This window comes from Clostridium sp. AF19-22AC (assembly GCF_003479085.1).
GTDB lineage: Bacteria > Bacillota > Clostridia > Lachnospirales > Lachnospiraceae > Faecalicatena_A > Faecalicatena_A orotica.
In genome coordinates this window covers 20,243-33,914 of the sequence record NZ_QUGN01000028.1, presented here as the reverse complement: position 1 = coordinate 33,914, position 13,672 = coordinate 20,243, and the positions used below count along the sequence as shown (strand labels likewise).

The window sequence follows — 13,672 nt, the reverse complement described above, 5'->3', positions numbered from 1 at the left end:
GATACACTGCATCAAACTGCAGGGAACCCGACTCCCGCTGCTGCCGCCAGCCGGACATGCAAATCTGTCTGCCCGAATCGCTGCCCGCGGGAATAAAATAATTCCGTGCACATCATTATTTTTGTAAAATATATCATGAATTCACAAAATATCCACAGATATTTCGTAACAGGTCATTTCCATTTCGTACTTTGCATTTTTTTCTTTCTTACGGAATCGGAACTACAATCATCAGCCTAAATGTATTGTTTTGTATCCCCACATCCATACAGCCATCATATTTTTCCACGCTGTTTCTGATACTTTTCAGCCCGAATCCATGCCCTTCACTCTCCTTCTTCGTCGTCAGCGGCAGACCATTTTCAAAAATAAGGTCCTCATTTTCAAAATAGTTTTCCACCTGCATAAGCAGAAGTTTTCCTTTTGTCCACACTGAAACCGAAATTATCTTCTTTTCCGGATCAGAAACCATAAGTACACTTTCAATAGCATTGTCTATCGCATTTCCAAGGATTGTATAAAGATCTACCGCATGAATGAAATCCATCTTTTTCCCATCTGCCACACAAGTCAGGTCAATACCATTCTTCATACAGATCAGATTCTTTTGCGAGAGCAGAATGTCCAGCACCTTGCTGCCGGTCTCCAGTTGGGAATCATAGGACTGTATTGTTTTGCTGACTTCATTGAAATATGTCTGCCGCTCCTCTTCATTCGCAAACAGTTTAAGGGACTCCAGATGCTTCTTCAGGTCATGGCAGATCATATTGATCGTCTCCATGTCATCTTTCCTGAGCTTGTACAATTCCTTTTGTTTCATCCAGATCTGCTTTTCCATATCCTGTTCTCTCTGTTTTTTCAGCTTTTTCTTATAATCAACCTGTTCCCATAAAACAAAGACACAGCAGATCAGATCATATGCCATACAAACATAGTACATGCTGCTTCTGTCCCCAGCATAAATATTATCCGCCACAATACTGAGTACCAGTACAAGCAGTAATATAATACAGAGTGAAAACATCGAAAATTTAAGGTCAATATTAAACCTGCCGTTTTCTGGCAGCTTTCTCACGACCAAATAATAAACTGCCGCAAGTACGGCTATGGAAACCAGTATATAGCCGATAGAATAAACCGGCTGATTTCCATCCGGGCGGAACAGTATCTGGTACAGGCCGTAAGAAATGTGCTGTGTTATGTATGCACACGCAAGACAATAAACAGATTCTTTTACCGTTATATCATACAGGAGGAAGCAAAATACTGTCATTGCACAGAATTCAACAATATACGTTAAAAATCCGTGGGTGAACAGACTGGCACAGAACAGGCAGAATATAATCCCTCCGGCCAGACGGTACGGGAACCTGTCCCTTTTCTTTAAACTGGCTGAAAACAGCAAAACAATCGGAAGCATATTAATCGTAAAAAAACTCCGTAATATCAAGTCTGCAATTGTCTCTCCCATTATCTCAGCCCTCCCTTGTAATAATCTAAAAGTGCCTGCTTTAACTGCTTTTTGCGCGATCTGCTCACCTTCAGCTCATACCTGCCATCCAGTTCAACTGTTTCTTTCTCAAGTGACGTTACATATTTCAGATTGATACAAAAGCAGTGGTTACAACATGTGAAATGCTTTTCCTCAAATTTGTTTGCAAATTCTTTCAAAGTCCCCAGCATTTTATACTCCTGACTCTTTGTAATAATATGAAGCCAGTGGTCTCTTATCTCAGCATAGATAATATCATCAGACATTACCTTCCGAACTCCCGTCTCATGAGGAACAAGCAGGCTTACTGCCTCCGATTCCCGGATAGATGAAACCGCCTTCGTCAGCTTCATGGAAAAAGGAAAATATTTAACCGGCTTGAGTACATAATCCAGAGCCCCGACCTCATACCCGTTGATCGCATACTGTGCCATATTCGTTATAAAAATTATAATGACCCGGTCATCTGTCCTGCGCACCACCTTTGCCGCGTCCATTCCGTTCATTCTCGGCATTTCAATATCCATTAACAGAATATCATACACCGGCTCATAGTCTGAAACCAGTTCACTTCCATCAGAAAAACAAGAAACATCGATTTCGACATCGTTTTCCATGACATAAGTGTCTATATACTTTTTGATCCTGTTCATAAAAGCTTTATCATCCTCTACGATTGCAATACGAATCATGTTTCCCCCCCCCTTATATATGGAAAAGCACGTCCGCAGACGTGCTTTTCTTCCTGTCAAAACAGATGATATCCATCACTTATTCAAGGAACTGCTTCAGCTCTGACATAAACGTATTCACATCCTTAAATTCCCTGTAAACGGATGCAAAACGAACATAAGCTACAGGGTCCAGAGCCATCAGCTTGTCCATCACGATCTCGCCGATCTTGCTGCTCGGAATCTCTTTCTCTTCCCTGTTGAAAATCTCCAGTTCAATTTCATCTATCGTCTTCTGGATCTCAGATGCAGGAACCGGACGTTTATAACAGGCACTTAAAACACCCTGTTCTATCTTGGCACGGTCATACTGTTCCCTGTTGTTATCTTTCTTGATCACGATCAGCGGAATAGTCTCAATTTTTTCATAAGTTGTAAAACGCTTTCCGCACACATCGCAGGAACGCCTTCTGCGAATGGAATTGTTCTCTTCCGCCGGTCTTGAATCAATAACTCTCGTATCGGGGTGGCCACAATAAGGACATTTCATAATATATTCCGCCTTTCCTACCAATTCTGTCCTCATTATACACAATATCCTTTACTGTGTCCAGATGATGTTTCGCGTATTTACGGGCTTTTTTGCCCTTTTCCGGGGCGGGGTCTTTACAGCTTCTGAAGAAACTTTTCCTCCTGTATTTCTACTAATATAATATCCGGACCGATCTTCTTAATACAGCGCCACGGAATCACATATTCGCAGTCTGTCCCCAGAAACCCGCATATCTTCCCGGGGCCCGGAATTATGATCGCCTCAACCCTGCCTTCTTTGACATCGATGTCTATATCTACGACACACCCCAGCCTCTTACAGTCACATACGTTGATTACTTCCTTTTCCCGCAGTTCACATAATCTCATAGTTTCCCATCCTGAACAGTCAGCCTGCTTCATACGGACCAATTTTCTGATAACACAAAAAATACCCGCATACAGCAACAGCAGTTATTCTTACTGTTACTATATGCAGGCATTCAGAATCGGTGATACTGTGTAATGGTTAAATTGACATCACTTTCTCGCTCTCAAACGCCTTCGCGATTACACCGATCAGTACCGCTCCGAGAACCAGTGTTACTCCCAGTGTCAGTCCATACTGCATCATGGTGACCTCCTGTGTCAGGATTCCCTGCAGCGTCAGTGATGTGTTATAGATCGGTACGGCATAAAGCCATTCCTGTGGGGTCTTTGTTGTAAACATTGTTGTGATTCCGAGTACAAGTACGAGCATATACACTGGCATGATATAGGAGTTCGCTTCCTTTACAGTCTTGGCAAATACAGATACCAGAACGATGATCGCGGAATACATAAACGCAATTGCAATTAAAAGCGCCGCCAGCATCCCTATCTGTGCCGGGTTCAGCGACAGGTTCACGCCTAAATCCGAACCTCCCATGCCGCCCATCATCTGTGGCATAAAGGCTACCATAGCCCCCACATAGACAACCGAAGAGACACCGGAAATAATCATGAGTGAGAATACTTTTCCTAATACGATCGAGCTTCTTTTTATCGGAGACACGAGAAGGCTTGCCATTGTACCACGCTCCTTCTCACCGGCTACCATATCCGTCCCGATCCCCATCGCACCAGCAAATAACAGGATCGTTATAAAGTAAGGCAGCATCATACCGAGTATCTTCCCGCCGGCCTTTTCTTCATCCTGAATGACCATATCCGGATTGTCAGAATTCACCGTAAATACGGTCAGCCCCGCCATGTCTTCCACGCGGTCTGCCAGAAGTGTCTCCCTGTAATTTTCCAGCACGCCTGATGAAATCGCATCATATGCCGCACGTGAATAATCTTCCGACGGGTTATAATAGGTCTTGATCTGAGGGACAGCATCACCGGCCTTATACTCCGTAACCGCGTCCATGAAACCTTCCGGAAATTCTATCAGCAGGTCCGCATTCCCGTCTCTGATCATATCTTCCGTGCCTGCACGGTCGCTCATCTGGATAATCTCACATTCTTTATCTGATGATCTTAAAAAGTCTTCAAATCCGTCCGGGGCATTCTGGACATATACAATAGAATTATGCGCTTCCACATCATTCTGTGCACTCGTGCTCAGACTGCTGACCAGTGTCATGATCCCGACCATGATAAGGACAGGAAGCAGGAAAACGGAAAAAATCATCTTCTTATCTTTAAATACTCTGGCCAGTTCTTTCCGGCATATCTGACTGATTCCACTCATCTTACTTCCCCCCTTTTATGTCTCTGTAGAGTTCAAAGAAAGCATCTTCGAGATCCTCTGTATTCGTATCGTGGAGGATCTGCTCCAGATTCCCTTCAGCAACTTTGCATCCGTCAATGATAATCCCGATCCTGTCACAGATCTTCTCAGCCTCGGACATCACATGTGTGGAGATGATGACAAGCTTGCCGTCATCCCGCAGCTTTTTCAGATAATCCGTTACGCTTCTAGCCGTGATAACATCCAGCCCATTGGTCGGCTCATCAAATATCACAATCTCCGGATCGTGCACAAGGCAGACTGCGATAGCCGCCTTCTGTGCCATACCTGTTGACAGCTCTTTGATCTTCTTATGTGAAAAATCCTTGATCCCGAAATAAGTAAAAAGTTCTTCTTTCCGGGACTTTAACCTGTCTTCCGGTATATTATGCAGTCTTCCGAAGAAGTCAAACATATAGTCAACGGAAAACTGCGGGTCCAGCTTGATATCACCGGTCAGGAAACCGATCTTCTCCCTTACTTTTTCCGGCTCCTTCTGTACCTCGTGTCCTGCAACGAATATCTCTCCTTTTGTGGGCTTGATAATCGTAGAGATGCAGCGCAGTGTCGTCGTCTTTCCCGCCCCGTTTGGTCCTAAAAGTCCATATATCTCTCCCGGCTTTGCAGTCAGGCTCAGGTTATTAACAGCAGTCTTGACCGGATTCGTCGTCTTGGATTCCTTCATCTGCTTTTTGTTCAGCTTATAAATCTTGGTCATGCCTTTGATTTCAATCATAATCTCCCCTCCTCATATCTGTATTATTGTGTTAATACAAATATAAGTCTTTGTTATCTATTTGTCAACCAAAATATTTTACCAGTTTTATCCCTGTTTTTATATTGGGTTTTTATATTTAATTTCTCAGTCTGCTTTCCTGAAATCAGGAACCCGGAATTACAGGTTCTTCTCATAGTACTTTTTGATAACAGCCAGAAGCAGGCAGTACAATATTGTCACTGCCCATATGCACCAGAATACCATCATATTGAAGAACACGGATATCAGCATTGTCACATAACAGAGACCAAGCATAATATATCCTGTCAGGTACATCGTCTTCTGCATGATCAGGCTGTTCCTTTCATCGGACTCTTTCAGCCGTTCCGCCCTCAGACGTTTTTCATCACGCAGAAGTTTCTTTGCTTTTATATACTCCTTAATTCCCATGACAATGATAACTGCCCCGGTTCCTGAAAATAATCCGCATACAAATCCTGCATGCATGGTTTCCATACGCATCATTGCAAACAGCGCCGCAATTATGGCTGCAGCCCCCGCAAAACAAAGCAGGATATCGGCCTTACATCTGCTCTTCAACTTGTTCCTGTACTCCTCATCGGTCTTTGCACCTTTTAATAATGTTTTCACTATCATATGTTCTCCTCCTCCAGATTAAATATAAAAATCTCCTCTATACTCATTTCAAAATACTGTGCAATCTTATGGGCTAAAATCAACGATGCATTATACTTGCCGTTTTCCAGCGATATAATGGTCTGCCTTGTCACTTCAACCGCATCTGCCAGCTCATTCTGCGTAATCTTCCGCGCTTTCCTTAATTCCTGAATCCGGTTAATCAATACGCTTCCCCGCTTTCTTATGTTTTATTGTGATCCTTGTATGCGTCCTACCTGAATCTGAAAAGTTCTTTCTTCTTCGCTTTCAGTCTCTGGTACTTTTCTTCCGGCAGGAGTCCTATTAGTTCATAACATATGCCGAATCCTAACATCACACCTTTTATAAACTCAGGCACAGCAAAAAACTGTTCCATCGTTAACGTTCCTGCACACACCAATAATCCTATTTTTACTTCCTTACGTAAATCTCTTCTCATTGGAACTTCTCCTTTCTGCTACTTTGTGGATTATGAAAACCCGGAATCATATTTCCGTATTTGTCTTTCTGATTAAAGTATAGTTCGCTTTACATTAAATGTCAAGTGAGTTTTACATTTTTTGTAAAGTTTGTTTTACATTTCAAGTTTTCAGCCTCTTCGTCAGTTTATACGACAAAAAAAGAAGCCGGCTTTTTATCGGCTTCTTTCGCTTCTATACTATCATTTCATGGCAAAAACCGCCATTGCTTCAAGACAGTTTTTCTTCATGGCCTCAGTCCCCCACTGGACGATGTCATGATATAATATCGGAGTATCCCGGCTGCTTTCTACCAGAGAATAGCAGTACTTATACTGCTTCCCCTGATGTTCGACCGGAATACATCCCATGCGGAACCTATCCGCCACGGTTTCTCCTCCCGCAATCGCCATATAAGTATAATAGTTCACCTTTCTGACCCCTTTTGAGATAGCCTCCTGAAAGTCTTCCTTCTTTACTCCCGACCCGCCATGCATAACAACAGGAATATGAGCTCTCTTCCTGACCTGTTCTACCACGCAGAAATCCAGTTTTGGTTCCCTGACATAGACACCATGCGTCGTACCAAAGGAACAGGCAAGTGCATCGATACCAGTCTCCTCTACAAAACGCTGCGCCTGTGCAGGGTCTGTGTAAATCTTGTCCGGATCTTTTCCATCGCCGACTGCGGCCCCGGTTTCGCGGCGGCCCATACTTCCGATTTCTGCCTCCACAGATGCACCTGTCCGTGAAGCCATTGCAACCGCCATACGGGTATTTGCCACATTCATATCATAAGGAAGAACCGAGCCGTCATACATAACCGAAGTAAATCCCATATTGAGGGCATCATATATATAATCTAAGGTCTCACCGTGGTCCAGATGCACTCCAACCGGTACTTTGGCCTTCTTTGCCATCTCAATCATAACTGGCCCTATCGTCCTGAGCGGCATGATTGACTCATGTCCCTGTGCATGCTGGATAATTACCGGCACGTCCATCTCTTCCGCTGCCTGTATCACTGCCATAATGGCCTCAAGGTTCGGAGTATTAAACGATCCTACTGCACATTTTGAAGCTTCGCATAAATCTAAAATTTCTTTTAGTGTAACCAGCAACTTCTATCTCCCCTTTCTGTATTTGCGTTTTAATTATAACATTGCAATAATATGAAGATTTAGTTATAATAATTGTATAGACTATTTTTATGTAAATTTTATATTTTAGATCATTTCAAAAGTTAAACACAATTTTATTGCCGGATAATACTGTTATAGATACTATTCCGTATCTTTCCCCCTTAACAGAAATCGCATGAAAATACTCTTTAAACCACGAATCGGAGGAACTTGCCATGACACTTAATCTGGAACTTGAGTCATTGGAAAATATCATAAAAGACTTTTATAACGTGACCCACATCCGGGCCTCCATATATGATGGAAATTACTCCAAAATCTTGTCCTATCCTAAAGAACACAGTCCAATCTGTTCCATCATGCACAACAATGACCAGACCAAGCAATTCTGCTCCCAGAGTAACAGGAACGCCTTTGAACAGTGCAAAAAAGAAAAAAAATTGATCATATATACCTGCCATATGGGGCTCTCAGAAGTTGCGGCGCCACTCTGGGACAGTGATATTATCATTGGATACATTGTTTTCGGGCAGATTATCTGCTCGCCTGCACAGACACATTTAACAGAATCCATCCGGGAAAAATGTGAGGAATACGGTCTGGATATTCAAAATATCCATGATCTCGTTTCCCAGATCAATATCCGCAGCAAAGAAGAGATTCTTTCCATCGCCCATCTCATGGAGGCCTGTACCTGCTATATCATGTATCGTGAGATCATGAGGCTTAACCGGAACGGATTTATCCTAAAACTGGATGAGTATATTGACAGTCATATCCATGATAAAATAACATCCGAAGCTCTTTGTCAGGAATTCTATATGAGCCGCACGAAATTGTATGACACGCTCAACGACACAGTACATATGAGTATCGGCCGCTATGTAAAGCTTAAGCGCATCGACCGGGCAAAGTATCTTCTTGCCTCCACGGACATGTCAATTCTGGAAATAGTCGATCTGACCGGATTCAAAAACTACAATTATTTCTGCCAGGTATTTAAAAAAGAAGTCGGTGTTACGGCCAACCAGTACCGTTTATCTGCAACAGATAAATCATTGTAAAAAGAAAGGCTGCTGTCTGATGATTGTTGAATCTGCAGCAGCCTTGTTCTATCATTCTGATTACGGAATTAACATGACTTTAAATGCATCCGGATCTTTTTCTGCCACTTCAAATGCCTCTTTCCAATCTTCCATTTTGAATGCATGTGAGATCAGCCCTTCCGTATAAATAGAACCATCCAGTATACTTTTCATAACCGGTTCATAGCAGTACGGCCCTAAATGTGCTCCGTAGATCTCAATTTCCTTGCCGTCCCCGATATCGTTCCAGTCAATTGTAATTGCCTTGGGGAAAACGCCAAACTGTACATATCTTCCGCAAAAACGGATAGCATCCATTCCCTGAACGACACTCTTTTCACTCCCTGATGCCTCAATATATACATCGCATCCATATCCTTCTGTCAGTTTCCGGATTTCCTCACCAACGTTTACCTCCATCGGGTTGAACACGATGTCCGCCCCACATTTTAGTGCCTTATCCAGTCTCTTTTGCCGCAGGTCAAGACCTATAATCAGCCTTGGCTGCTGTTTTCTGGCAACACTGACCATCCCCAGCCCAATTGCTCCAAGTCCGCTAATTACAACAACGTCATTGTGCTGGATTTTTGCTCTTTCGACCGCATGCATTGCACATGCCAGGGGTTCGATCAGAACAGCCTGCTCCAGAGTCATCTCCTCTGGAATCTTATGATGGATCCCCTCTTTGCTAAACTTCATATACTCAGCGAAACCTCCCTGGGCTTCTTTTTTAAATCCATAGATATAATGTCTCTGACACATGGAATAATATCCTGCCTTACAGAACCTGCACTCACCACAGGGAACCATCTGCTCTGACACCATGTGGTCACCTATGTTTACTCCGGTAACATTTTTTCCAAATTGAACCACCCGTCCTACAAATTCATGTCCGCCTATAACCGGCGCTTCGATATATCTGTTTTCCGGTGCTGTTCCCCAGACTCTTACGCCACCGTGATAAGTCTTGACATCACCTGCACAGATGCCACAGCCTTCAATTTTTACAAGAATTTCATCATCATCTATCTCCGGTACCGGAACATCCTCGTATCTAAAATCATATGGTGCATGCATCCTAAGTGCTTTCATCGTTTCCTTCATCATCTATTTCTCCTTTATTTTGTATTCTTATTCGTAACTTTCTGGAGCAATACAGCGAATATTATGATAATTCCTTTAATGACATCCTGCGGATAAGATGGAACTGCAAGAAGATTCATAATATTTCCTATCAGAGCCAGTACAAGCACACCAACTACCGTTTTTACAGGGGAACCGATTCCCCCGCTTAAAGATGCTCCTCCGATCACGCAGGCTGCTATACAGTCCAGTTCAAGGCCATTTCCCACTGCCGGAGATCCAATTCCGGTACGGGAACATGCGATGATTCCTCCTATTGCCGAGCAAAACCCGGATATTGCGTACGTTGCCATTTTCACCGGAAATGTGTTAATCCCCGCCAGATGTACGGCTTCTTCGTTACTTCCAATTGCAATCGTAATTCTCCCGAAAGACAGGTAATTTATTACGAACCATGCCGCAGCTACAATTATTACCGCAATTACTGCAAGCCATGTCAGCCACGGAAATACCTTTGCGGTTCCCAGTACGCTGATGGAACCGGCAGGAGTCATAATCGGTGATCCATTGGATACCATATATGCGATTCCCCTTGCCATTGTCATCATTGCTAATGATGCTACAAACGGTGCCATGTCTGTCCGTGCAACCAGAAAACCTGTAAACAGCCCGCAGGCGGTCCCCAGTAAAAGACTGATCAGGCAGGACGGTACAACACCCCAGCCCCAGGAACTTAATGAATAAGCAGACAAAACACTTCCGATTGCTACGATAGAACCAACTGAAAGGTCGATTCCCCCAGTCAGTATTACGAACAGCATCCCGATTGATACAATTACCGTACTCGCATACTGCTGGCAGATATTTACCAGATTGCTCAGTGTCAGGAAATCTCTTGATACTATAGAACAAACGATAAATAAAACCAGCAGGATTAAATATGTATTATTTTTTAGTATAAAATTCTTTACACTAAAAGTTGATTTTCCTTTTTCTTGTGCCATTTATTTTTCTCCTCCCATCGCCGCAAAAATAATATTATCTTCACTAAATTCCGCGCGGCTTAACGTTCCGCGTATTCTGCCCTGGTGCATAACGATAATATCATCGCACATCCCCATAAGCTCAGGCATTTCAGAAGAGATCATAATAATTGCAAGACCGGACTGGGCCAGTTGGTTTATGCAATGGTAGATTTCTGTTTTTGCCCCCACGTCCACGCCTCTTGTAGGTTCATCGAAAATGATGCATCTGCAGTCTGCCGCAAGCCACTTTGCCAGTGCCACCTTCTGTTGGTTGCCCCCGCTCAGGCTGGATGCCGGATCTTCAATAGATGCATACTTTGTATTTATTTTTCCTAACAATTCTTTTACGAAGGATGTCTCCTTCTTTAAGCTGAATATTCCCTTATTCTGTGCCTTTCCCATAGCCGTAATTGAAGCATTCATCTTGATACTCTGATCAAGAAGCACTCCCTGACGTTTCCTGTCCTCCGGCAGCATTCCCAGTTTTGCTTTAACCGCCTGTTTCGGTGATTTAAAGTGAACCTGCTTTCCCAGAAAACGAATACTTCCGCTCTCCCATTTGTCTGCGCCAAAGACTGCCCGCATAGTTTCTGTCCTTCCAGCACCGACAAGTCCATAAAAGCCAAGCACCTGACCAGATTTTACGGAAAAGCTGATATCCTGTACAAGTTCTGATCCTGTCATATGCTGCACTTCCAGAACAGTTTCCCCGATTTCTGCATGTCTGTCAGGGAACATCTGGTTCAGATCTCTTCCGACCATCTTCCGGATCAGCCCTTCTTTATCTATCGAATCTGCGGGTATACAGTCTACAAATGCGCCGTCTTTCATAACTGTTATGGTATCGCATAATTCAAATATCTCTTCCAGACGATGCGATATATAAATAATACTGACACCATCTGCTTTTAGCTTTTTCAAAAGTTTAAAAAGTTTTTGAATTTCTTTCACGGTCAGAACAGCCGTCGGCTCATCCAGAACAAGAACCTTTGCATTTCTTGATATCGATTTACAAATCTCTACAACCTGCTGATATGCAACACTTAACTCTGCCACCTTCGTGCCGGGATTTATTTCATCAAATCCCATCTCAGAAAGCAGGCGTGCCGCTTCCTCTGTCAGCCGTTTCCATTTGATTATCTTTCCTTCTTTGTTTAACCTGTCAATAAATATATTTTCCGTAACCGTAAGTTCCGGAGCCAGCATGAATTCCTGATATATTGTGGCTATCCCTGCAAGCTTGCCTTCCTTCGGAGTAGAAAAGTGAACTTCCTGTCCTTCTATTTTTACGATACCGTCTTCCCTTTGAAGTGCTCCCGCAAGAACCTTCATCAAGGTAGACTTTCCCGCGCCGTTTTCGCCGATCAGTGCATGAATCTCTCCCGGTTTCACCTTAAGCTGTGCTCCGTTAAGTGCATAAATTCCGGAAAATGCTTTCTTTATGTCAAGCATTTCAATCCGATACTCTTGATTTACCATCTTTTTCCTCCCGGCTTTTGTCTGGTATCAGAGGATGCCGCTTAAGGCCGCACCCTCTGTCCGATTCCTGTTATAATTAGAATAATGCGTCCGGACTGTAGAATTCATCTACGTTGTCAGGATTAATGCAATTAGCCGGTGTTTTCGTATACTTTTCATATCCGCCCGGATCTTTTCCATTCACAAGAATATCTTCTGCGATTCCTACTGCTGTCTCTGCTACAACCTTCGGGTTATTTTCTCCTGTTGCCTTATAAGACGTCCCCTTCTTGATTAATTCATATGCCTCTTTCTGCCCGTCAGCTGCCGCTGCCAGAACAACTTTATCAGTAAGCCCTGCGTTTTCAACTGCCGTCATAGCTCCCATAACCATTGCATCATTCTCACCAAAGAGGAAGTTAATATTCGGGTTCGCTACGATCAGGTCCTCTGCCGCTGCCAGTCCGCCATTTGCATTCCAGTCTCCCCAGCCTACACCGCGGATTTCAAAGTTTGCATCATCGTTTTTAGCAGAACCATTATTTATCAACTCCGCTTCCATCTTTTCAGCGGCGTCCCATGCTTCATCTTCTGTACATCCAGAACGGGTCTCTATAACACCGCAGATCACTCCGGTCCTTCTCTCTTGTCCTGCATACACACCTTTCTGTCCAGCAATCAGTACTGCTGAGATAAGCTCGTCCTTATCGAAACAATTTGCCCCAACCCACAGTCCTACTTCGCGGCCATTTTGAAGGTTGTCAGAGAATACTGTCGTTACATTATGTGCAGATTCCCCACAACTGTTATCACAGCAGATCACCGGAATCCCTGCATCATTCGCTTTGTCGATTGCTGCCACTGCCCCCTCCGGATCGTATGGGTCCATGAAGATCAAATCATATCCCTGTGTAATGAATGTATCCATATTTTCGGCTTCTTTCAGTGTATCGGAATCTGCATTCAGTGTTGTCACTGTCCAGCCTTTCTCCTCACAGAAATCTGTAATATGTGTAGATAATGCTGTAAAATAAGCCCCATCCAGTGTTTTCATGGAAATACCGACTTTGAAATCTCCGTCCTTTTTATCTGTCTTCTCTGTCGTTTCCCCACTTTTCGGTGTACTATCCTCCGATGATGCCTTCTCTCCTCCTGAACAAGCTGCCAGTGAAATGACCATCACACCTGCTAACAAGATACCCAATAACTTCTTTTTCATATCATTCTTCTCCTCTCGAATCTCATTGAAAATTTTCCATCCAATAAGTGCAGAATATAGAACAGTCCGGCCGGAATGTACTTTTCGCTTCTTTAGTCTTAGAAGCATTAATCATGATGTAATTGTATAATACATACATTTTCCATTATATTTCAACACGTTCACCGTCATTATGTACAAAAGCAGAGAAATATGTACGTTTTTATAGTACTATTTCAACAAAGCAAAAAAAGTGTTTTCATTTTCAGATAAATTTTAGTCACCTTTCATTTTTCAATCGTCAGTTCGCCGGTTTACCCAATTAATTACTTATTAGAACCGCAGAAAACAATGAATCT

General features: G+C 43.2%; 15 protein-coding genes. 1 reads left to right on the top strand and 14 read right to left on the bottom strand.

The features are described 5' to 3' along the window. Window positions 1-208: 208 nt before the first annotated feature. From DWX43_RS22995 to DWX43_RS22950, 10 genes are all read right to left on the bottom strand, one after another. On the bottom strand, window positions 209-1,471 hold the full coding sequence (locus DWX43_RS22995) for an ATP-binding protein (protein WP_118622068.1): 1,263 nt from the start codon (window positions 1,469-1,471) through the stop codon (window positions 209-211). After that, window positions 1,471-2,184: a LytTR family DNA-binding domain-containing protein gene (locus tag DWX43_RS22990; RefSeq protein WP_118622066.1), complete on the bottom strand. Its 714-nt coding sequence runs from the start codon at window positions 2,182-2,184 to the stop codon at window positions 1,471-1,473. Before DWX43_RS22990 ends, DWX43_RS22995 begins: the two co-directional genes overlap by 1 nt. 79 nt (window positions 2,185-2,263) lie before the next feature. After that, window positions 2,264-2,713, bottom strand: coding sequence for a transcriptional regulator NrdR (nrdR, locus tag DWX43_RS22985; protein ID WP_109731108.1), 450 nt, complete (start codon window positions 2,711-2,713; stop codon window positions 2,264-2,266). Window positions 2,714-2,829: 116 nt separating this feature from the next. Continuing rightward, the gene (locus DWX43_RS22980) at window positions 2,830-3,084 is read right to left on the bottom strand and encodes a YlmC/YmxH family sporulation protein (RefSeq protein WP_109730864.1); all 255 of its coding nucleotides are present in this window, start codon (window positions 3,082-3,084) and stop codon (window positions 2,830-2,832) included. Window positions 3,085-3,223: 139 nt separating this feature from the next. Next, on the bottom strand, window positions 3,224-4,429 hold the full coding sequence (locus DWX43_RS22975) for an ABC transporter permease (RefSeq protein ID WP_118622064.1): 1,206 nt from the start codon (window positions 4,427-4,429) through the stop codon (window positions 3,224-3,226). Between the two features lies 1 nt (window position 4,430). Beyond that, on the bottom strand, window positions 4,431-5,204 hold the full coding sequence (locus DWX43_RS22970; RefSeq protein ID WP_109730862.1) for an ABC transporter ATP-binding protein: 774 nt from the start codon (window positions 5,202-5,204) through the stop codon (window positions 4,431-4,433). A gap of 159 nt (window positions 5,205-5,363) precedes the next feature. Continuing rightward, window positions 5,364-5,843, bottom strand: a complete 480-nt coding sequence (locus tag DWX43_RS22965) for a hypothetical protein (RefSeq protein WP_109730861.1) — start codon at window positions 5,841-5,843, stop codon at window positions 5,364-5,366. Further along, window positions 5,840-6,049, bottom strand: coding sequence for a helix-turn-helix transcriptional regulator (locus DWX43_RS22960; RefSeq protein WP_109730860.1), 210 nt, complete (start codon window positions 6,047-6,049; stop codon window positions 5,840-5,842). Before DWX43_RS22960 ends, DWX43_RS22965 begins: the two co-directional genes overlap by 4 nt. Before the next feature lie 47 nt (window positions 6,050-6,096). Further along, complete coding sequence (locus DWX43_RS22955; protein WP_118622062.1) at window positions 6,097-6,303, bottom strand: hypothetical protein; 207 nt, start codon at window positions 6,301-6,303, stop codon at window positions 6,097-6,099. A 222-nt stretch (window positions 6,304-6,525) separates the two neighbouring features. Continuing rightward, window positions 6,526-7,443 (bottom strand): class II fructose-bisphosphate aldolase, encoded by a 918-nt coding sequence (locus tag DWX43_RS22950; protein ID WP_118622060.1) that lies wholly within the window; start codon window positions 7,441-7,443, stop codon window positions 6,526-6,528. Window positions 7,444-7,679: 236 nt separating this feature from the next. On the opposite strand from DWX43_RS22950, the gene DWX43_RS22945 reads away from it, so the two are divergent. Next, complete coding sequence (locus DWX43_RS22945; protein WP_118622058.1) at window positions 7,680-8,528, top strand: PocR ligand-binding domain-containing protein; 849 nt, start codon at window positions 7,680-7,682, stop codon at window positions 8,526-8,528. Window positions 8,529-8,588: 60 nt separating this feature from the next. On the opposite strand, the gene DWX43_RS22940 is transcribed toward DWX43_RS22945, so the two are convergent. The 4 genes from DWX43_RS22940 to DWX43_RS22925 form a co-directional block, all read right to left on the bottom strand. After that, window positions 8,589-9,656 (bottom strand): alcohol dehydrogenase catalytic domain-containing protein, encoded by a 1,068-nt coding sequence (locus DWX43_RS22940; RefSeq protein WP_118622056.1) that lies wholly within the window; start codon window positions 9,654-9,656, stop codon window positions 8,589-8,591. An 11-nt stretch (window positions 9,657-9,667) separates the two neighbouring features. Continuing rightward, window positions 9,668-10,636, bottom strand: coding sequence for an ABC transporter permease (locus DWX43_RS22935; RefSeq protein WP_118622054.1), 969 nt, complete (start codon window positions 10,634-10,636; stop codon window positions 9,668-9,670). After that, window positions 10,637-12,136 (bottom strand): sugar ABC transporter ATP-binding protein, encoded by a 1,500-nt coding sequence (locus DWX43_RS22930; protein WP_118622052.1) that lies wholly within the window; start codon window positions 12,134-12,136, stop codon window positions 10,637-10,639. 76 nt (window positions 12,137-12,212) lie between these two features. After that, window positions 12,213-13,334, bottom strand: coding sequence for a substrate-binding domain-containing protein (locus DWX43_RS22925; RefSeq protein WP_182440797.1), 1,122 nt, complete (start codon window positions 13,332-13,334; stop codon window positions 12,213-12,215). Window positions 13,335-13,672: the final 338 nt, after the last annotated feature.

Excerpts from the sequence above, each read along its gene's own strand:
- DWX43_RS22995 (WP_118622068.1), bottom strand. The coding sequence starts at position 1,471 with ATGGGAGAGACAATTGCAGACTTGATATTACGGAGTTTTTTTACGATT.
- DWX43_RS22990 (WP_118622066.1), bottom strand. The coding sequence starts at position 2,184 with ATGATTCGTATTGCAATCGTAGAGGATGATAAAGCTTTTATGAACAGG.
- nrdR (WP_109731108.1), bottom strand. The coding sequence starts at position 2,713 with ATGAAATGTCCTTATTGTGGCCACCCCGATACGAGAGTTATTGATTCA.
- DWX43_RS22980 (WP_109730864.1), bottom strand. The coding sequence starts at position 3,084 with ATGAGATTATGTGAACTGCGGGAAAAGGAAGTAATCAACGTATGTGAC.
- DWX43_RS22975 (WP_118622064.1), bottom strand. The coding sequence starts at position 4,429 with ATGAGTGGAATCAGTCAGATATGCCGGAAAGAACTGGCCAGAGTATTT.
- DWX43_RS22970 (WP_109730862.1), bottom strand. The coding sequence starts at position 5,204 with ATGATTGAAATCAAAGGCATGACCAAGATTTATAAGCTGAACAAAAAG.
- DWX43_RS22965 (WP_109730861.1), bottom strand. The coding sequence starts at position 5,843 with ATGATAGTGAAAACATTATTAAAAGGTGCAAAGACCGATGAGGAGTAC.
- DWX43_RS22955 (WP_118622062.1), bottom strand. The coding sequence starts at position 6,303 with ATGAGAAGAGATTTACGTAAGGAAGTAAAAATAGGATTATTGGTGTGT.
- DWX43_RS22945 (WP_118622058.1), top strand. The coding sequence starts at position 7,680 with ATGACACTTAATCTGGAACTTGAGTCATTGGAAAATATCATAAAAGAC.
- DWX43_RS22940 (WP_118622056.1), bottom strand. The coding sequence starts at position 9,656 with ATGATGAAGGAAACGATGAAAGCACTTAGGATGCATGCACCATATGAT.
- DWX43_RS22935 (WP_118622054.1), bottom strand. The coding sequence starts at position 10,636 with ATGGCACAAGAAAAAGGAAAATCAACTTTTAGTGTAAAGAATTTTATA.
- DWX43_RS22930 (WP_118622052.1), bottom strand. The coding sequence starts at position 12,136 with ATGGTAAATCAAGAGTATCGGATTGAAATGCTTGACATAAAGAAAGCA.
- DWX43_RS22925 (WP_182440797.1), bottom strand. The coding sequence starts at position 13,334 with ATGAAAAAGAAGTTATTGGGTATCTTGTTAGCAGGTGTGATGGTCATT.